The sequence below is a fragment of the Pseudoxanthobacter sp. genome (genome assembly GCF_036822375.1).
Lineage (GTDB): Bacteria > Pseudomonadota > Alphaproteobacteria > Rhizobiales > Segnochrobactraceae > Pseudoxanthobacter.
In genome coordinates this window covers 4,843-23,161 of the sequence record NZ_DAISHT010000040.1, presented here as the reverse complement: position 1 = coordinate 23,161, position 18,319 = coordinate 4,843, and the positions used below count along the sequence as shown (strand labels likewise).

Annotated in this window: 17 protein-coding genes; 7 read left to right on the top strand and 10 right to left on the bottom strand. The window is 69.0% G+C overall.

Annotated elements, in window-relative coordinates:
• Complete coding sequence (locus tag V7067_RS06315; protein WP_334175034.1) at nucleotides 1-189, bottom strand: hypothetical protein; 189 nt, start codon at nucleotides 187-189, stop codon at nucleotides 1-3.
• Nucleotides 190-283: 94 nt separating this feature from the next.
• Between V7067_RS06315 and V7067_RS06310 the strand changes: the two genes are divergently transcribed.
• From V7067_RS06310 to V7067_RS06300, 3 genes are all read left to right on the top strand, one after another.
• Nucleotides 284-739, top strand: a complete 456-nt coding sequence (locus tag V7067_RS06310) for a cytochrome c family protein (RefSeq protein ID WP_334175033.1) — start codon at nucleotides 284-286, stop codon at nucleotides 737-739.
• A 153-nt stretch (nucleotides 740-892) separates the two neighbouring features.
• Nucleotides 893-1,909, top strand: coding sequence for a Fe(3+) ABC transporter substrate-binding protein (locus V7067_RS06305; protein ID WP_334175036.1), 1,017 nt, complete (start codon nucleotides 893-895; stop codon nucleotides 1,907-1,909).
• 232 nt (nucleotides 1,910-2,141) lie between these two features.
• On the top strand, nucleotides 2,142-3,755 hold the full coding sequence (locus V7067_RS06300; RefSeq protein ID WP_334175035.1) for an iron ABC transporter permease: 1,614 nt from the start codon (nucleotides 2,142-2,144) through the stop codon (nucleotides 3,753-3,755).
• A gap of 7 nt (nucleotides 3,756-3,762) precedes the next feature.
• Here the strand turns inward: V7067_RS06300 and gabT are convergent, their stop codons facing one another.
• The 9 genes from gabT to V7067_RS06255 all read right to left on the bottom strand — a co-directional run bounded on the left by gabT (nucleotide 3,763) and on the right by V7067_RS06255 (nucleotide 14,138).
• Nucleotides 3,763-5,064 (bottom strand): 4-aminobutyrate--2-oxoglutarate transaminase, encoded by a 1,302-nt coding sequence (gene gabT / locus V7067_RS06295; protein ID WP_334175032.1) that lies wholly within the window; start codon nucleotides 5,062-5,064, stop codon nucleotides 3,763-3,765.
• Nucleotides 5,065-5,205: 141 nt separating this feature from the next.
• Entirely contained in the window at nucleotides 5,206-5,397 is a 192-nt protein-coding gene (locus V7067_RS06290; RefSeq protein WP_334175031.1) for a hypothetical protein, read from the bottom strand.
• A gap of 3 nt (nucleotides 5,398-5,400) precedes the next feature.
• The gene (locus V7067_RS06285; protein WP_334175030.1) at nucleotides 5,401-7,098 is read right to left on the bottom strand and encodes a hydantoinase B/oxoprolinase family protein; all 1,698 of its coding nucleotides are present in this window, start codon (nucleotides 7,096-7,098) and stop codon (nucleotides 5,401-5,403) included.
• A gap of 13 nt (nucleotides 7,099-7,111) precedes the next feature.
• Nucleotides 7,112-9,133, bottom strand: coding sequence for a hydantoinase/oxoprolinase family protein (locus V7067_RS06280; protein WP_334175029.1), 2,022 nt, complete (start codon nucleotides 9,131-9,133; stop codon nucleotides 7,112-7,114).
• Between the two features lie 13 nt (nucleotides 9,134-9,146).
• The gene (locus V7067_RS06275; protein WP_334175028.1) at nucleotides 9,147-9,881 is read right to left on the bottom strand and encodes a GntR family transcriptional regulator; all 735 of its coding nucleotides are present in this window, start codon (nucleotides 9,879-9,881) and stop codon (nucleotides 9,147-9,149) included.
• Nucleotides 9,878-10,975 (bottom strand): branched-chain amino acid ABC transporter permease, encoded by a 1,098-nt coding sequence (locus V7067_RS06270; protein WP_334175027.1) that lies wholly within the window; start codon nucleotides 10,973-10,975, stop codon nucleotides 9,878-9,880. Before V7067_RS06270 ends, V7067_RS06275 begins: the two co-directional genes overlap by 4 nt.
• Entirely contained in the window at nucleotides 10,975-11,889 is a 915-nt protein-coding gene (locus tag V7067_RS06265) for a branched-chain amino acid ABC transporter permease (RefSeq protein WP_334175026.1), read from the bottom strand. The genes V7067_RS06270 and V7067_RS06265 overlap by 1 nt, the downstream gene beginning before the upstream one ends.
• A gap of 1 nt (nucleotide 11,890) precedes the next feature.
• Nucleotides 11,891-12,670, bottom strand: coding sequence for an ABC transporter ATP-binding protein (locus V7067_RS06260; RefSeq protein ID WP_334175025.1), 780 nt, complete (start codon nucleotides 12,668-12,670; stop codon nucleotides 11,891-11,893).
• Nucleotides 12,671-12,872: 202 nt separating this feature from the next.
• Nucleotides 12,873-14,138, bottom strand: a complete 1,266-nt coding sequence (locus V7067_RS06255; RefSeq protein WP_334175024.1) for an ABC transporter substrate-binding protein — start codon at nucleotides 14,136-14,138, stop codon at nucleotides 12,873-12,875.
• A gap of 277 nt (nucleotides 14,139-14,415) precedes the next feature.
• Between V7067_RS06255 and V7067_RS06250 the strand changes: the two genes are divergently transcribed.
• From V7067_RS06250 to V7067_RS06235, 4 genes are all read left to right on the top strand, one after another.
• Entirely contained in the window at nucleotides 14,416-15,132 is a 717-nt protein-coding gene (locus V7067_RS06250) for an ABC transporter ATP-binding protein (RefSeq protein WP_334175023.1), read from the top strand.
• A gap of 14 nt (nucleotides 15,133-15,146) precedes the next feature.
• Nucleotides 15,147-16,277 (top strand): NAD(P)/FAD-dependent oxidoreductase, encoded by a 1,131-nt coding sequence (locus V7067_RS06245; RefSeq protein ID WP_334175022.1) that lies wholly within the window; start codon nucleotides 15,147-15,149, stop codon nucleotides 16,275-16,277.
• Complete coding sequence (locus V7067_RS06240; protein WP_334175021.1) at nucleotides 16,274-17,689, top strand: FAD-binding oxidoreductase; 1,416 nt, start codon at nucleotides 16,274-16,276, stop codon at nucleotides 17,687-17,689. Before V7067_RS06245 ends, V7067_RS06240 begins: the two co-directional genes overlap by 4 nt.
• Before the next feature lie 124 nt (nucleotides 17,690-17,813).
• The coding region (locus V7067_RS06235; RefSeq protein WP_334175020.1) for a PadR family transcriptional regulator at nucleotides 17,814-18,319 on the top strand (506 nt) is incomplete at its 3' end.

The window sequence follows — 18,319 nt, the reverse complement described above, 5'->3', positions numbered from 1 at the left end:
TCAGGTGAAGACGGGCAGCCCGGGCCGCCCGCGCGGGCGCCGGCCGGAGCCGGCGGACAGGTTCGCCGTGGTGGTAGACGAGAAAGCCCCGCCCGGCAAGGCAACGCGCGGCAGAACGGCCGGAAAGCAGACCTGCAGGCAGACCTGCAACAGGGCGCCGAAAAGCCCGCCAGGGCTGCCGCCGGCCATGTTCCCACACTCCCGCGGCGATGATAAGAAGGCGCATCCGGAACGGTTCCAGTCTTCCGCCCTGCCGGCATTGCCCGGCCCCCGAGGATCGCCCATGCGTGCCCTGTTCCCCGCCCCTGCGGCGAGCCGCTCTGCCGCGCCCCTTCTTGTTGCGGCCCTTCTCGCCGCGGCCCTTTTCGCCGGCACCGCGCGGGCCGAGGACGCCGCACCGCTGCCCGCCGGCAATGCGGAGGCCGGGGCCCGGGTGTTCAACCGCTGCAAGTCGTGCCACCAGATCGGCGAGAACGCGGAAAGCAGCATCGGGCCGGAACTGAACGGCGTCATCGGCCGCCCGGCCGGCAAGCTGCCGGGCTATTCGTTCTCGGAAGGTCTCGCCGGCGCCGGTTTCAGCTGGGACGAGGCCCACATGGCGGAATGGCTGCGCGGCGCCAGAAAGATGATCCCGACCACGAAGATGATCACGCCGCCGCTGCGCAAGGATCAGGACATCGCTGACCTGATGGCCTATCTCAGCCAGTTCGGTGCCGACGGCCAGACCAGGGCGCCGTAACGGCCAGCAGCCGTTTCGAACTCTTCTAAATTGCTGATTTTTCTTGATTTTCTGAAAAAACTGCGGTCTTTGCAGGGCTTCCTGACGACGACGGAGAGCTCCATGCAGACTGTTCCCCCGCCCCGCCGGATCGCCCGCCTCGCCCGCCTTACCATGGCCCGCCTCGCCCTCGGCGCGCTGGCCGCAACGCTCACGGCCGGAAGCGCGCTGGCCGGCGGCGAGGTCAACCTCTACACCACCCGCGAGCCGGGCCTCATCCGGCCGCTGATCGAGGCCTTCACGAAGGACACCGGCATCGCGGTCAACACGGTGTTCGTCAAGGAAGGCCTGCCGGAGCGCGTGGCCAGCGAGGGCGACAAGTCGCCGGCCGACCTGCTGATGACGGTCGATTTCGGCAACCTCGCCGATCTGGTCGACAAGGGCGTCACGCAGCCGGTGAAGTCGGCCGCCCTCGACGAGGCCGTGCCCGCCAACCTGCGCGATCCCGCCGGCAACTGGTATGCGCTGTCGCTGCGCGCCCGCGTGCTCTACGCCTCCAAAGAGCGGCTCGGCGACCTGAAGAGCTTCCATTACGAAGAGCTGGCCGAGCCGAAGTGGAAGGGCAAGGTGTGCATCCGCTCCGGCAAGCACCCCTACAACACCGCCCTCATCGCCACCATGATCGCCCGTGACGGCGAGGAGAAGACCCGCGCCTGGCTTGAGGGCGTGAAGGCCAATCTGGCCCGCAAGGCTGCCGGCGGCGACCGCGACGTCGCCCGCGACATCCTCGGCGACATCTGCGACCTCGGTCTTGCCAACTCGTACTATGTCGGCCTGATGCGGTCCGGCAAGGGCGGACCGGAGCAGGTGAAGTGGGGCGAGGCCATCGAGGTTCTGCTGCCCACGTTCGAGAACGGCGGCACGCAGGTCAACATCTCCGGCGCCGCGGTGGCCGCTCATGCGCCGAACCGCGACAACGCCGTGAAGTTCCTCGATTATCTGGTCTCGCCGGAGGCCCAGAAGATCTATGCCGAGGCGAACTTCGAATATCCGGTGCGCGCCGGGGTGCCGGCCGATCCCATCATCGCCGCGTTCGGACCGCTGAAGGTGGAGCCGTCGCAGCTTGCCGACATCGCCCGCTACCGCGCCGCGGCCAGCCGGCTGGTGGACCAGACCGGCTTCGATAACTGAGGCCGGCCGGACAGAACGAACCGCGGGCGTCGCGGGCCGCACGGCCCGCGGCGCCCTTCGTGCAACCGTCCGGCGCCGCGCCGGGCTTTCTTCCGGAAGGCTTCGCGCCATGTCGTCCGCTGCCGGTTCCGCCCCCGCGCCCCGCGCCCGCCGCCCGGCGGGCGGAAGGCCGTCACTGGCGGCGGCGGGGCTGGTTGCGCTGCTCGCGCTGGCGCCGGTCGCCGCGCTGGCGATGATCGCGGCGCAGGGCTCGGGCGATCTGTGGCCGCATCTGGCCGCCTATGTGCTGCCGGCGGCCATCACCGACACCGCGCTGCTGATGGCCGGGGTCGGCCTCCTCACCGTGGCCATCGGCGCGCCCGCGGCCTGGCTGGTGACGGCCTATGACTTTCCCGGCCGGCGTGTCGCCGTGTGGGCGCTTTTGATGCCGCTGGCCGTGCCGACCTACATCGTCGCCTTCGCCTATCTCGACATCCTGCACCCCATCGGCCCGGTGCAGTCGGCGCTGCGCGCTGTGCTGGGGCGCGAGTTCATGCGCGCACACCGCCTGCCGGACCTGCGCTCGCTGTGGGGGGCGGTGCTGGTCATCGGCTTCGTGCTCTATCCCTATGTCTACCTGCCGGCGCGCGCGATGTTCCTGATGCAGGCGGCGAACATGGTGGAGGCCGCCCGCCTGCTGGGGGCCGGCCCGTTTGCGCTGTTCTTCCGCGTGGCGCTGCCGCAGGCCCGCCCGGCACTGGCCGTCGGCGCCGCGCTGGCGCTGATGGAGACCATGAACGACATCGGCGCCTCGGAATTTCTCGGCGTGCAGACGCTGACCGTCTCGATCTATTCCACCTGGGTGAACCGGGCGAGCCTGCCGGGCGCGGCGCAGATCGCCCTTGCGGCGCTGGCGGTCGTCGTCGGCCTCGTGGCGCTGGAGCGCTATGCCCGCCGCCGCCAGAGCCACGCTGCCGGCGCGCAGCGCAGCCGCCGGCTGTCCCGCCGCCGGCTTTCCGGCGCGCGCGGCTGGGCGGCGGCGGTGGCGGTCTTCCTGCCGCCGGCCATCGGCTTTGCCGCCCCCGCGCTCTATCTCGGCCACGAGGCGTTCGTCCGCATCCGCTTTTCCGGCATCAGCGGCGATCTCGTCCGCGAGGCCGGCAACACGGTGATGGTGGCGGGGCTGGCGACCGTGGCCACGCTGGCGCTCGGCCTCGTTGTGGCCCACGCGGCGCGCAGCACGCGCGGTGCGGCGGCCGGGCTCATGCTGCGCGTTGCCAGCCTCGGCTATGCCGTGCCGGGCACCGTGCTGGCCATCGGGCTCATGCTGCCGCTTGCCGCCCTCGACCGCGCCGCCGGCCTGCTGGCGGAAACGTTCGCGGGCGTCACGACCGGCCTCATCTTCTCCGGCTCGCTGTTCGCCATTCTCTATGCCTACGTCGCCCGCTTCCTCGCCATCGCCGCCGGCGGCATCGACGCCGGTTTCGCCCGGCTGCCGGTTTCGCTCGACCACGCCGCCCGCACGCTCGGCGCCTCCGGCCGCACCACGCTCATGCGCATCCACCTGCCGCTCATCACGCCGGCGCTCGCCTCCGCCGCGCTGCTGGTGTTCGTGGACTGCATGAAGGAACTGCCGGCCACGCTGCTGCTGCGGCCGATGAACTTCGAGACTCTGGCCACCCACCTTTACGGCGAGGCCGCCCGCGGCACCTACGAGGAAGGCGCGATTGCGGCCATGGCCATCATCGCATTCGGGCTCATGCCGGTGATCTGGCTGGCGCGCCTCGGCGAGGACGGGCCGGCGCACCGCCCCGCACGCGAGGCCCCGGCGGCGGAGCCATCCCCCGCCGCCGTGTCGCTGCCGTGAGGCCGGCTCAGACCGGCTCCATCTCCTTCAGGGCCGCCTCCAGGCTCTGCCGCAGAACCGACAGTCCCTCATCCAGCAGCGCATCCGAAATCGTCAGCGGCGCCAGAACGCGGATGACGTTGCCGTAGACGCCGCAGCTCAGCAGCACGAGGCCGCGGCCGGCCGCAATCTGCGTCAGCCGCTTCGTCAGTTCCGGCCAGGGGCGGCCGGGGTCGCGGTCGTGCACCAGCTCGAACGCCACCATGGAGCCGAGCCCGCGCACATCGCCGATGCAGGCGAAGGCATTGGAGCGCTGCCACTGGCCGAGCGTGGCCGACAGCCGCTCGCCGATGACCGCCGCCCGCTCCACCAGCTTTTCCTCGGCAATCACGTCAAGCACCGCCAGCGCAGCGGCACACGACAGCGGATTGCCGGCAAAGGTGCCGCCGATGCCGCCCGGCGGCACCTTTTCCATCACGTCGGCGCGGCCGGTGACGGCGGCAATGGGAAAGCCGCCGCCCAGCCCTTTGGCCAGCGTCATCAGGTCGGCCGCGATGCCGGCGTGCTCGATGGCGAACATCCGGCCGGTGCGGGCAAAGCCGGTCTGAATTTCATCCACGATCAGCAGAATGCCGTGCTCGTCGCAGATACGGCGCAGCGCCTGCAGGAAATCCGCCGGCGCGGGGTTGAACCCGCCCTCGCCCTGCACCGGCTCCACCACGATGCCGGCCACCCGCGAGGGGTGCAGTTCGGTGCGGAACAGGGTTTCCAGCGCCGCCAGCGCATCGGCGCTGGAAAGACCGCGATAAGCGACCGGATAGGGCACATGCCACACATCCGGCACCAGCGGACCGAAGCCGTGCTTGTAGGGCACCGACTTGCCGGTCAGCGTGGTGGCCATCAGCGTGCGGCCGTGGAAGGCGCCGCCGAACGCCACGAAAGCCTGCCGCCCCGTTGCCGCGCGGGCGATCTTCACCGCGTTCTCGATGGCTTCCGCCCCGGTGGAGACGAGGTAGGTCTTCTTGGGAAAATCGCCCGGCACCAGGTCGTTGAGCCGCTCGCACACCGTCACATAATCGGCATAGGGCGTGGTCTGGAACGAGGTGTGGGTCACGCAGTCGAGCTGACGGCGCACCCGCTCGATGACTTTGGGATGGCGGTGGCCGGTGTTGGTGACGGCGATGCCGGAGGCGAAGTCGATGTAGCGGTTGCCCTCGATGTCCCAGAGCTCGGCGTTCTCGGCGCGGGCAATGAACACGTCGAGATGGCGCGACAGCGCGCTCGGGATCGCCGCGATGCGGCGTTCGGTCAGGTCGGCGTTGGTGGTCATCGGGTCTCTCCGGGCATGACGGCGCCTTGCGCCGGACCCTCGTCCGGCGGCCGGGCCGCATCGCCTTCTTGTTGAGCGGGGTGAGAGGGGCCGCCCGGCCGCATCCGCCCGCCTGCGCGGGCCGGCCGGGCGGCCGGTTCTTCAGGCGCTGCGCAGGCCGTGACGGATGTCGCGGTCCACCTTCCAGTCGACGCAGCGGGCGGAACAATAAGTCTCGCCCTCGAACGTCACCTGACCTTCCCTGTCGGCGGCGTCGTTTTCATACATCAGCCGGCCGCAGTTCGGGCACTTGCTGTAGCTTTCGATATAGAAGCCGTTCTGCGAGAACTTCATGTCTCAGCCCTCCCGGTAGCCGTAGAACGTTTCCGCCGCGGTGCGGCTGATGTAGCCTTCCTTCACGTCGCGGGCGACGGCCGCCTTGTCCCGCTTTGCCGGGTCGCCGTAGCCGCCGCCGCCGGGCGTCACCAGCCGCACGCGGTCGCCCTTGCGGATCGCCACGTTGGAATAGCGGCTGGTGGAGGCCTTGCCATAAGCCTGACGCATGGTCTGCCAGTCGTCGCGGCCGGCTTTCATGACGAGGGTGGCGCCGCAGCCGCCCTCAAGACCGCCCTCAAGGCCCCACGGCGCCAGCAGGTGCCGGTCGGTCATCTGCGAGCAGATGATCTCGTCGTTGAGGCACAGCATCTGCTTGGTGTAGCCGACACCACCGCGATGCTCGCCCGCGCCGCAGGAATCCACGTTGAAGGCGAGGCTTTCCACCAGCCAGGGGAAGCGCGTCTCATAAACTTCCGTCGGCGTGATGCGGCAGTTGCCGTTGATGGAATCGACCGCATCGTTGCCATCAGCAAAGGCGCGGCCGCCCCAGCCCACCGCTTCCAGATCGTAGCAGGCGAAATATTCGCCGGTGCCGGCATCGACGCCGCCGAACACGAAGTTGCAGTGGGTCGCCCCTTCCGCCGCCATCACCCGGTCCGGCAGGGCGCCGGCCATGGCGCCCAGAATGGTGCCGACGATGCGCGGATGGGTCTCGGTGTTGCCGCCCACCTCCGGCGCCGGGAAGTTGACGTTGACGATGCTGCCGGGCGGAGCCATCACCTCAATGGGGCGGAAGCAGCCCGAATTGCGCGGAATGGTCGGATCCGTCATGTGCAGCACGGCGTTGTAGGCGGCCGAGGTGGCAACGCCCAGCGTGGCGTTGATGGGGCCGGCCACCTGCGGGGCGGAGCCGTGGTAATCGACCACGATGTGCCCGCCCTTCTTGTGCACTTCCACCTGAATCCTGTAGTGCTTGTCCGGGTCGATACCGTCGCTTTCCAGATAATCGTGGAAAGCATAGATGCCGTCCGGAATCGCCTCCAGTTCCGCCCGCATGCGCCGCTCCGAATAAAGCAGCAGATCGGCCACGGTTTCGCGGATCTTGTCCTTGCCATATTTCAGGTAAAGCGCACGCATCTGCTTTTCGCCGAGATCGACGGCAGCGATCAGCGCCTTGAGGTCGCCGTAGTTGACGCGCGGCGTGCGCACGTTGGCAAGCAGCAGCTTCCAGACCTCGATATTATCCTTGCCTGCCTTGACGATTTTCACCGGCGGAATGCGGATGCCTTCGTGGAAGATCTCCGTCGCCTCGCCGCAGAAGCCGCCGGGCGCCATACCGCCGACCTCGGCGATGTGGCCGATGGCCACCGCAAAGCCCATCAGCTCACCTTCCACGAAGATCGGCTTGAAGAAGGTGTGCTCGGGCGTGTGCAGGCCGCCGCGATAGGGGTCGTTATGCAGGATGACATCGCCCTCCTCGATCTCGGAGGGCGGGATCTCCTTCAGGCACGACTTGATGAGCAGCGGCATGCCGCCGATCTGCGCCGGGCAATAATCGGCCACGGCGATCATGTCGCCGTTCATGTCGGCAAGGCCGCACGTAAAGTCCAGCGCTTCGTTGAAGATCGTCGAATAGGACGTCTTCATCAGCGTGATGCCCATCTCGCGGCACAGGGAGACCATTGCCGAGTCGAGAATATTCATCGTGACGAAATCCATCGCGATTCACTCCTCAGGCCAGAATGAGATTGCCGAGCCGGTCCACCGTCAGGTGCTGGCCGGGCTGCAGGATGGTGACGGAGGCGCTTTCCTCGATGACCGCCGGACCGTGGATGCGGTCGTTGCGGCGCAGCGCATCGCGGTCGAACACCGGCACCTCGTGCCAGCCGTCGGCATAGCGCACGCGGCGGCGGCCGGTCGGGTGCGGCACGGCCTCGGTCTCCGGCAGCTCGCGCAGCGCCGGCTTCTCGGAAACCGCAACCGCCACCACCTTCAGGTTCACCGTTTCGATGGTCTCGCCGGGAATGGAGAAACCGAAGCGGGCCTCATGCTCGCGGTGGAACCGCGCCCACATGTCGGCGATGGACGCCGCGTCGAACACATTGCCGGGGAACGACAGTTCCAGTTCGTGGTTCTGGCCGAAATAGCGCGCCTCAATGGAGCGGTGGATTTCGATGCGCTCCTCGTAGCCCTGCTGCTTCAGTTCCGCGATGGCCCCGGTCACGAGTTCCGTCATGGCACGGGTGGCGCGCTCGCCGTCGAAGGCGCGCGAGACCTGCTGCACCGTACGGTGCCGGTCGACGCGGGCGTCGGTCATGATGAAGCCGAAGGCGGAGAACTGCCCCGGATAGTTCGGCACCAGCCCCTGCGGAATGCCCGAGATCTCCATCAGATCGCACACATGCACCGGCCCGGCGCCGCCGGAGGCGACGAGGGTGAAATCGCGCGGGTCGAGGCCGCGCTGCAGCAGCACCGCGCGCAGCGCCCCCAGCATGTTGTTGTTGGCGATCTGCACCATGGCGAAGGCGCAGTCATCCACGCTCATGGCGAGCTTTTCGGCGATGCGCCCCACCGCGGCACGGGCCGCCGCCTCGTCGAGCTTCATGCGCCCGCCGAGGAAGTTGTCCGGGCTGATGCGGCCGAGCACGACGTTGGCATCCGTCACCGTCGCTTCCGTGCCGCCGCGGCCATAGCAGGCCGGTCCCGGCGCCGCGCCGGCCGACTGCGGCCCCATGCGCAGCATGCCGCCCTTGTCGATCCACGCGATCGAGCCGCCGCCGGCGCCGATGGTGTGAATGTCGATCATCGGGATCTGGATCGGAATGCCCCACTCGATCTCGAAGCTGGTGGTGACATGCTCCTTGCTGTCGGCCACCGTGGAACAGTCGGTGGAGGTGCCGCCCATGTCGAACACGACGAGATTGGGAATGCCGGTCAGCTCCGACAGCACGCGGGTGCCGACCGCCGCCCCGGTCGGGCCGGAAAGCGTCATCTGCACCGGGGCCGCCGCCGCCCCTTCCAGCGTCGATTCCCCGCCGTTGGACTTGATGACGCCGACGCGGTCGCCGATGCCGACTTCGGCAAAGCGGGCCTGCATGCGGTGGAAGTTCTTGGAGACGACCGGCTTCAGATAGGCATCGGCAATGGTGGTGGAGGCGCGGTCGTATTCCTTCCACTTCGGCAGCACGTCATAGGAGACGGAAATCGGCAGGCCGGGCAGCTCCTCCGCCAGAATCTCGCGGATGCGCGCCTCATGGGCCGGATCGATATAGGAAAACAGCGTGCAGATGGCCACGGCCTCGATGCCGCCGTCGGCGCGGATGCGGGCGGCCAGCTCGCGCACTGCCGCCTCGTCGAGCGGCGTCAGAACCTCGCCCTTCGCCGTCAGGCGCTCATCCACCTCGAAGCAGTCGGCACGCGCCACCAGCGGGCGGGTCTTGATCCAGGTGATATCGTAGTGGCTGCGGCGGTCGCCGCGCTGGATGAAGGGCACGTCGCGGAAGCCCTTCGTCGTCACATAGGCCACCCGGGCGCCGCGCCGGGTGAGCAGCGCATTGGTGGCGATGGTGGTGCCAAGGCGAACCTTGTCGACACCGGCCAGATCGGGAACCTTCGACAGGCCTTCCATGACCCCGGAGATGGGATCGGCCGGCGTGGTGAGGTTCTTCCAGTTCTCGATCCGTCCGGCTTCGGAATCGTAGGCGACGAAGTCCGTGAACGTTCCGCCGATATCGATGCCGATGATTGTGCTCACGGCCGCGGTCCTTTCAGTCTGGCTTTTGTCGGGGGGAGATCAGGTTTTCCTGCCGCTCGTAGGCCTCGGCCAGACGGCGCCAGGAATCGAGGATGTGTTCGCGCAGCGCCGCGGTGGCGCGGGCGAGTTCGCGGGTGGCCAGCGCCTCCACGACCGGCCAGTGATCGGCCGCCGCCGCCTCCAGCGACTCGAAGCGCTGCTCGGCCATGGTGATCAGCAGCTGCAGTTCCGCCTGGATGTTGAGAAAGGCGTGCAGCGTCTGGTGATTGTCGGAGAGCTTGCAGATGCGCAGGTGGAAGGCGAGATCGCCCTCGACCAGCGCCTGTTCGTCGTTGTCGCGCGCCGCCTGCTCCATCGCGCCGACATAGGCGGCGATCTCCGCCAGATCGATGTCGCTCATCCGCGCCAGACCCTGTTCCAGCGCGAAGTTCTCCACCAGCAGGCGGAAGGAGAAGATGTCGTCGATGTCCTTCTTGGAGAAGCTGCGCACGAAGGTGCCGCGCCGGGGGGCGGAAACCAGCACGCCGCGTTCCTCCAGCCGCCGCACCGCCTCGCGGATCGGGTTGCGGCTGATGCCGAGGTGGCGGGCCAGTTCCGCCTCGTTGATGCGCTGGCCCTGCCGCAGCTTGCCGAACATGATCTCGCGGATCAGGAAGGTCGCCACCTGATCGGACAGCATGCGATTGTCGAGTTTCGCGGCGCTGTATTCCGCCTCCGCGCGCGGAGCGACAGAAAAGACGCGACTCATGGCTCAGATTCTCCTGCAACGTGCATAGCCGTGCCGGTAGTCTTGCCTTTGATCCGAGGCCATTGGAACTCGCGCCCCCCCATAATCCCCTCCTTGCGGAAGATCAGAATGACCAGCACCGCCGCCGCCAGCACCAGTTCCTGCGTGCCGGCCGGCAGCGACAGCCCCTGCCCGGCAATTTCCACGCCGCCTTCCAGCCGCCGGAACAGCTCGATGATGAGGCTGACAGCCACCGCCCCCACCACCGCGCCGGCAAGGCTGCCCATGCCGCCCACCACCAGCATGGCAAGCGCCAGAAAGGTGAGCTTGAGGAAGAAGGCGTTGATGGAAACGGTGCCGAGAAAGTGCGCCGTCAGCACGCCGCCAAGCCCCATCAGCGCACCGGAGAGCGTGAAGGCCAGCAGCCGCGCCCGGTAAAGGGACACCCCGCAGGCGGCCGCCGCCACCTCGTCGGCCCGCGTTGCCCGCAGCAGCAGGCCGCGGGCGGAGCGCTGGAACAGCCACGCCGCGAGGATCGCCGCCGCCGCCGCCCCGAACGCCACCCACACCGTGACATAGCGCGGCAGGCCCACCATGGAGGCGGTGCCCATGGTGACGCTGTCCCAGTTGGAATAGACGACGTTGACGATGAACAGCACCGCCAGCGTGGAGATGGAGGCGGCCAGCCCGCTCATGCGCATCAGCACCAGCCCGGTGAGCAGCGCAGCCGCCGTGGCAAGGCCGACCGAGGCGATCGCCGCCGGCAGCAGCGCAATCGCCTGATCGCGCAGAAAGGGCGGCAGGCCAGGCATGGTGATCGGCTTCAGCAGCGTGCAGCAGGTCTGCCAGCCGGCCGCATAGGCGGCAACGGCCATGAAGGTGACGCTGCCGAACGAGATGACCCCGGAATTGCCGGTGAACACATAGAGCCCGACCACCACCACGATGCGGATCAGCGCCTCGATGACGGCACGCTGAGTGAGCACGGAGCCGAACAGATCGGCCAGCAGGGCCGCGGCGGCCAGCGGCACGACCAGCACCAGCACCGGAAACCACGCCGCCAGAGCCCGTTGCAGCGGCGTCCTGTTTTCGCCTTCCATCGGCTGTGTCCCCATCAGACCCGCTCCCGCGCGGCCCGGTTGACAATGAGCCCCTGCGGGCGGACGAGAAGGATGAGGATGACCAGACCGAACACGCCGGCATCGCGGAAGGCGCGCAGTTCCGCCGGCAGGAAAGCCTGCAGCAGCACGCTGATGAAGCCGACCACGAAGCCGCCGAGCGCTGCGCCGGCGAGCGAGCCCATGCCGCCGATCACCGTGGCGAAGAAGGCGAAGATCACCGGCATCAGGCCCATGCGCACATCGAGCGTGCCGGTCTGCACCACCAGCAGCAGCGACACCGCCCCGGCCATCAGCCCGCTCAGCGCAAAGGCCACGGCAATGACGCGGTTGGCCCTGACGCCCATCAGCCGGGCCATCTGAAAGTTCTCGGCCGCCGCGCGCATCTGGATGCCCAGCGGCGTTTTCTTCAGGAACAGCACCAGCCCGGCGAGCAGCCCGGCGGCGACCACCATGGTCAGCGCCTGATTGCCGGGAATGCGGATGCCGGCAATCTCCACTGTCGCGGCCAGACTGTTGCCGATGCCGACGGATTTCGGCCGGCCGGTATAGATCAGCATCACCAGATGCTGGAGGAAGTAGCTGACGGCGAACGAGGAAATCAGCAGCGTCGCCGGGCTGGCATCGCGCAGCGGACGGAAGGCGAGCCGTTCGGTCGCCAGCGCCAGCGCCATGACGACCACCAGCACCCCCGCCACCAGGAACGGCAGCGGCCAGGCCCCGACCAGCAGCGGCGGCGTGGCGCTGGCCGTCGGCACAATCAGCGCATAGGCGCCGACGGTGATGTAGTCGGCCTGCGCGAAGTTGATGAGCTTCATGACGCCGAACACGAGGCCGATGGCCAGCGCCACCAGCGCATAAAGGCTGCCGAGCGCGATGGCATCGACCAGAATCTGAATGAGATTCAGCATGTCACGCGGCTCCCCCCGCAGGGCTCTTCTCGCCCAGATAGGCGCGGCGCACGTCGGGATCGTTCTGCACGGCCTCCGGCGGGCCTTCGGCCAGACTGCGGCCGCCGTCGAGCACGAGGATGTGCCGGCACACCCCCATCACCACGCGCATGTTGTGTTCGATCAGCAGCACGCCGGCGCCGAAGCGCTGCGGGATGGCGGCAATGGTGTGCATCAGCGCATCGCATTCCGCCTCGTTCATGCCGGAGGCCGGCTCGTCGAGCAGCACGAAGGCGGGGCCGAGTGCCAGCGCGCGGGCAATGCCCACCCGGCGCTCGTTGCCATAGGAAAGGCTGTCGCAGCGCTGCCCGGCGACCGCCGACAGCCCCATCCACGACAGGATGTCGGCGGCCAGTGCCGCCGCCGCCCGCCGGCTGCGGCCGCCGCCGATGCCGGCGACCATGAGGTTCTGCTGCACCGTCATGTCGCGGAACAGCCGCGCGGCCTGAAACGACCGGCCGACGCCGGCGCGCGCCATGCGCTGCGGCCCCAGACGGGAGACATCCGCCCCGTCCAGCAGGATGCGGCCGCGCGTCGGACGCTGGAAGCCGGACAGCACATTGACCATCGTGGTCTTGCCGGCGCCGTTGGGCCCGATCAGGCCGGTCACGATGCCCTGCTGCAAGGTCATGTCCACGCCGGAGAGGGCATGGATGCCGCCGAAGGCGACATGGATGTTCTCGGCCTCCAGAACGCGGCCCGCCGGGGCCGCGCCGGGGGCGGGCATCGATGCTCGGTCCATGGGATTTCCCGTCTGAAGAGCGCGGGCCGGCCGGGGGGAAACGTTCCGCCGGGCGCGGTCCGGTCCTGAGCGCACCCGGGCGGGGGGCGGCACCGGCGAGGGGGAGAACCGGTGCCGCCCGCCACACCCGGGCCCGCCGCCGGTTTCCGCGCCGGTTCCGGCGGCCGCAGCCGCCGGCCTGCCCGGCGCGGAAGGCAGCGTGTTACTGGCCGACGCGGAACAGGAGCTTCATGTCCGGCACCATCTCGTTGCGGTACATCTCCACCGCACGGAACGAGCCGTCGGAAACCTTCATGATCAGCCAGGGCCGGTTGAGCTGGATGTGCATCTGGTCGGTGAACGTGGTGGGGCCGGCCGTGAACGGCTCGTCCTTATAGGTATTCATCACCGCCAGCACGGCATCGGAGGCCGGGGTTCCGGCCTTCTCCACGCCCTTGGCCCAGCTTTCGATCAGCGAATAGCCAAGCACCGCATAGGAGGAGACCGGCGCTTCCTTCCAGCGCTCCTGGAACGCCTTGAGGAAGGCGGCCATCTCCGGCCGCGGATCGTCGCCGTAGAGCGACATGAAGGCCGGCAGGTAGAAATCCTTCAGGTCCGGCACCGCGCTCAGCCAGTAATTATCGACCATGGCGGTGGAGGCGAGGATCGGCGCGTCGATGCCGGCGGCGCGCAGCTGGCGCACGGCCGAAGCCCCGCCGGGCGTGAAGGTGCACATGTAGATCGCATCCGGCGGCGCCGGCAGCGCCTTGATGCGGGTGATCTGGGCGGCAATCGAAGGGTCTTCGTTGCGGAAGGTATCCTCGCCGACGATCGCATCCGCGCCGCCGTCCGCCTTCCAGGCGGCGCGGAAGCCGGCGCAGGCCGACTTGTCGTATTCGATGGTCACGTCTTCCAGCACATAGGCCGTCTTCAGGCCCATCTTGCGGCGGGCATATTCGGCGATAGCGATGCCTTCCGACTGGGCCGCGCTGTTGGCGGTGAAGGCATAGGGACCGATGCCCTGAACGCCCATTTTCGGATCGGCCGCGCACAGGCTCATGGCAATGATGCCGGCCTGATTGGCGGCCAGCGCCGCCGGGGCGCCGAAGTCGTAATCGCAGGAGACGACCAGCAGGTCGACGCCCTTTGAGACCATCTCCGCCCCGACGGAGGCGGCGCGCTCCTGCTCGGTCTTGGTATCGGCGACGGTGTATTCGATCTTGCGGCCGTTAAGGCCGCCGGCGGCGTTGATCTCGTCGATCTTGGTCACCGCCGCGCGGAAGGGGGCGAGATCGTAGTTCGCCAGCCAGCCGGACTCGGCAATGGCAAAGCCGATGCGGATCGGCTCTTCCGCGGCCTGCGCGGCCCCGGCGGCCGCGCTGCCGGCCATCATGGCCAGCGCCAGCCCCAGTGCACGGATCGGATGGGTGGTCTTCGGCAGCGTCTTCAGGGCGCGCGTGGTCACGGCCCGCGTTTCGGTGGCACGCATGGTCGGATCTCATCTTCTGGAAGGTTTGCCCACTGTTCATCGTGGATTGTCCACAGTAAGGCGCCGTTCCGCCGGTCCGTCAATCGGAATCTGCCCATCGCCCACTGACGACCGTGGACTGTGGACAGTTTGTCGGTTATCAAACTGGCAGCGCTGCACCCGGACCTCACGGGCCGGGCGCGGACAGCCGGGCGCGGTCAGGCGGCCGGCTTTCAGACCGGCCACCGGAAAGGCGTGCGTTCGGAAAGGCAGGCGGGGTTCAGAAAGGGATGAGGCGATGCTGACAATCACCGATCTCACGGCCGGCTATGGCCGGCTGACCGCCCTGAAGGGCATCGACCTGACGGTGGCGAAGGGCGAGATCGTCTTCGTCGTCGGGCCGAACGGGGCCGGCAAGTCGACGCTGCTCAAGACGGTGGCCGGACTGATGACGCCGTTCAGCGGCTCCATCCGCTTCCACCATGCCGACATCGCCGGCATGGCGCCGGAAAAGCTCAGCCGCGAGGGGCTGGTGCTGGTGCCGGAAGGGCGCAGCATCTTCCGCACCCTGACGGTGGAGGAAAACCTCGCCCTCGGCGGCATGGGCCGGCGCGACCGCGACGTGCTGGAAAGCGATCTGGAAGCGGTGCTGACGACCTTCCCGATCCTGCGCAGCCGCTACCGGGGCGTGGCCGGGCACCTTTCCGGCGGCGAACAGCAGCAGCTCGCCATCGCCCGCGCCATCCTGCAGCAGCCGGCGCTGATCATGATCGACGAACCGTCGCTGGGCCTCGCGCCGCTTGTCATCGATCAGGTCTATGAGAGCCTGCGTGCCCTCAACCGCGAGAACGGCATGACGCTGCTGATCGTGGAACAGTCGACGGCGCGCATTCTCGACCTCGCCGACCGCGTCTATGTTCTGCGCAACGGTCACATCGTGCTGTCGGGGCCGGCCGCGGAACTCGCCGGCGGGCGGCAGCTTGAAGAGGCCTATTTCGGCTACGAGGCCGGCTGAACGGGAACGCGCCCATGGACAGGGTGGATTGCATCGTCGTCGGCGCCGGGGTGGTGGGCCTTGCCATCGCCCGCGCGCTGTCCCTCGCCGGCCTGCAGCCGCTGGTGCTGGAACGGGCCGAGGCCTTCGGCACCGAAACCAGCGCGCGCAATTCGGAGGTCATCCACGCCGGGCTCTATTATCCGCCGGGCAGCGTGCGGGCGGCGCTGTGCGTGCGCGGCCGCGACCTGCTTTATGCCTATGCCGCCGAACGCGGCATCGCGCACCGGCGCTGCGGCAAGCTGATCGTTGCCACCCGGCCGGAACAGGAAGAAGCCCTCGCCGCGATCCGCGACCGCGCCGCAGCCTGCGGCGCCGGCCCGCTGGAGATGCTGACGCCGGCCGGCGTGGCGGCGCTGGAACCGGCGGTGGCCTGCACCGCCGGCCTGCTCTCGCCGGCCACCGGCATCGTCGACAGCCATGGCCTGATGCTGGCGCTGCTGGGCGAGGCGGAAGACAACGGCGCGGTGCTGTGCCTCAACACCGCCTTCGTCGCCGCCCGCGTCATTCCCGGCGGCTTCGAGGTGGAAACGTGCGACGCCGGCGGCACCCCCTACCGGCTGCAGACGGCGCGCCTCGTCAATGCCGCCGGCCTGCGCGCAAGCCTTGTCGCCGCGGCGATCGAAGGGCTGGAGCCGCGCCATGTGCCGCAGACGCGGTTTGCCCGCGGCACCTATTACAGCCTGCCGGGCCGGCCGGCCTTTTCCCGGCTGGTCTATCCGGTGCCCGAGCCGGGCGGGCTTGGCGTTCACCTCACGCTCGATCTGGCCGGCGGCATGCGATTCGGCCCCGACGTGGACTGGATCGACACCGTCGATTACCGTGTCAGCGATGCCCGGCGCGGCCATTTCGAGCAGGAGATCCGCAAATACTGGCCGGGCGTGCCGCAGGGGGCGCTGCAGCCGGCGTTCTGCGGCATCCGCCCCAAACTTTCCGGCCCCGGCGAGCCCGCGGCCGATTTCCGCATCGATACCAGCGCCATTCATGGCATATCAGACCTCGTCAACCTGTTCGGCATCGAGAGTCCCGGCCTCACCGCCTCGCTTGCGATCGCCGAATGCGTCGCGGCCACGCTGACGCACCGACCGGAGGCCTCTTTGCCATGACGTCACCCCTCCCCGATCTCGCACCGCTCAAGGCCCTGCTCGGCCCGGCCGGCTGGAAGGAGGCGGAAGCGGATATTGCCCCCTTCACCCGCGACTGGCTGAACAGCTGGGGCACCCCGCCGCTGGGCGTCGCCCTGCCGGCCGATACGCAGGCCGTTGCCGCCGTGGTGGCGTTCTGCGCCGAAAACGGCCTCAGCATCACCCCGCAGGGCGGCAACACCGGCCTCAACGGTGCCAGCGTGCTCAGCGAAGGCGCCCGCGGCATCATCCTGTCGCTCAGCCGCATGAACCGCATTCTGGCCATCGACCCGGTCGACTTCTCGGTCACGGTGGAAGCCGGCGTGGTGCTGGCGGCGCTGCACGAGGCGCTGGAGGCACACGAACTGATGCTGCCGCTGCACCTCGGCGCCGAAGGCAGCGCCCAGATCGGCGGGCTGATCGCCACCAATGCCGGCGGCAGCCACGCCATGCGCTTCGGCATGATGGAGGCGCAGGTTCTGGGGCTTGAGGCGGTGCTGCCCGACGGGCAGGTGTGGGATGGCCTGCGCGCCCTCATCAAGGACAACACCGGCTATGCCCTGCGCAAGCTGTTCTGCGGCGCGGAAGGCACGCTCGGCATTGTCACCAAAGCGGTGCTGCGGCTGCATCCGCGCCCCGTCACCCGCGCCACGGCGCTGATCGCGCTGCCCGATCTGGAAACCGCCGTCCGCACCGGCGCCGCCCTGCGGCGCAGCACCGGGGCGTTCCTGTTCTCGCTGGAATTCTTCGGCGAATTCGGGCTTGCCCTGCTGCTCGGCCATGTGCCCGGCCTCAGCCGGCCGCTGGAGACGCCCGGGCCGGTCTATCTGCTGATCGAACTCGCCACCTCCGTTGCCGGCATCGACCTTTCCGAGCTGCTGGAGGGGGCGCTTGCGGCGGGCTTCGAGGATGGCTCGATCCTCGACGGCGTGGTTGCCGGCAGCGAGGCTCAGCGCGCGGCGCTGTGGCGGCTGCGCGAGGAACTGCCGGAAGGCCAGCGCCGCGAAGGCGCGCAGATCAAACACGACGTGGCGGTGCCGGTGAGCCGGCTGCCGGACTTCGTCGCCCGGGCGACGGCCGCCGCGGAAGCGGTGCTGCCCGGCGTGCGCATCAGCCCGTTCGGCCATCTGGGCGACGGCAACGTGCACTTCAACCTCTCCGCCCCGGCCGGCAGCGACGACTTCTCCGGCCGCAACGCCGCCCTCAGCGAGGCGGTCTATGGCGCGGCGCTGGATTTCGGCGGCACCTTCTCGGCCGAGCACGGGCTGGGACAGGCCAAGATCGCGCTGGCCGACCGCCTGCGCGCGCCGGCCGAGCGCACCCTGATGCGCCGCATCAAGCATGCCTTCGACCCCCGCGGCACGCTCAACCCCGGCAAGGTCGTGCGCGACTGAGCCGGCGGGCCGAGCGCCCGCCTTTCCGCTTGCCTGCCGCGGCCGGCTCCTATATCGAACCAGCATATACCGGCTCGATATAAGGCCTCCGCGGCGCGCGGGGAGACAAGGGGCAGGCCCGGCCATGAATGTGCGCACTGTGTGCCTCGCCGTGCTGCAGTTCGGCGAGGCGAGCGGCTACGACATCCGCAAGCTCTCCGTCGAGGGCACCTTCAGCCAGTTCGTCGATGCGAGCTTCGGGGCCATCTACCCGGCCCTTGCCCGGCTGGAGCAGGACGGGCTCGTCACCTCGCGGCTGGAAGCCCAGCCCGGCCGCCCCGCGGCCCGGCTCTATCGCCTGACGCCCGCCGGCCGGCAGGAACTGGTCGCGATGCTGTCGCGCCCGCCGGCGGCGGATATCTACCGCTCCGAGTTCCTGCTCGTCGCCGTCAGCGCCCGCATCCTGCCGCCGGAAACGGTGGCCGCCGCCATCGACAGCTACATCGCCCGCATGGAAGCCGATATCGCGCAGGTGCGCGATGCCGCCGACACCGCCGAAGACCCGGCCGCGCGCTGGGCCCTCGGCTATGGCCTTGCCGTGCATCACGCCGCCATCGATTTCCTGCGCCGGAACCGCGCGGGCCTGATCGG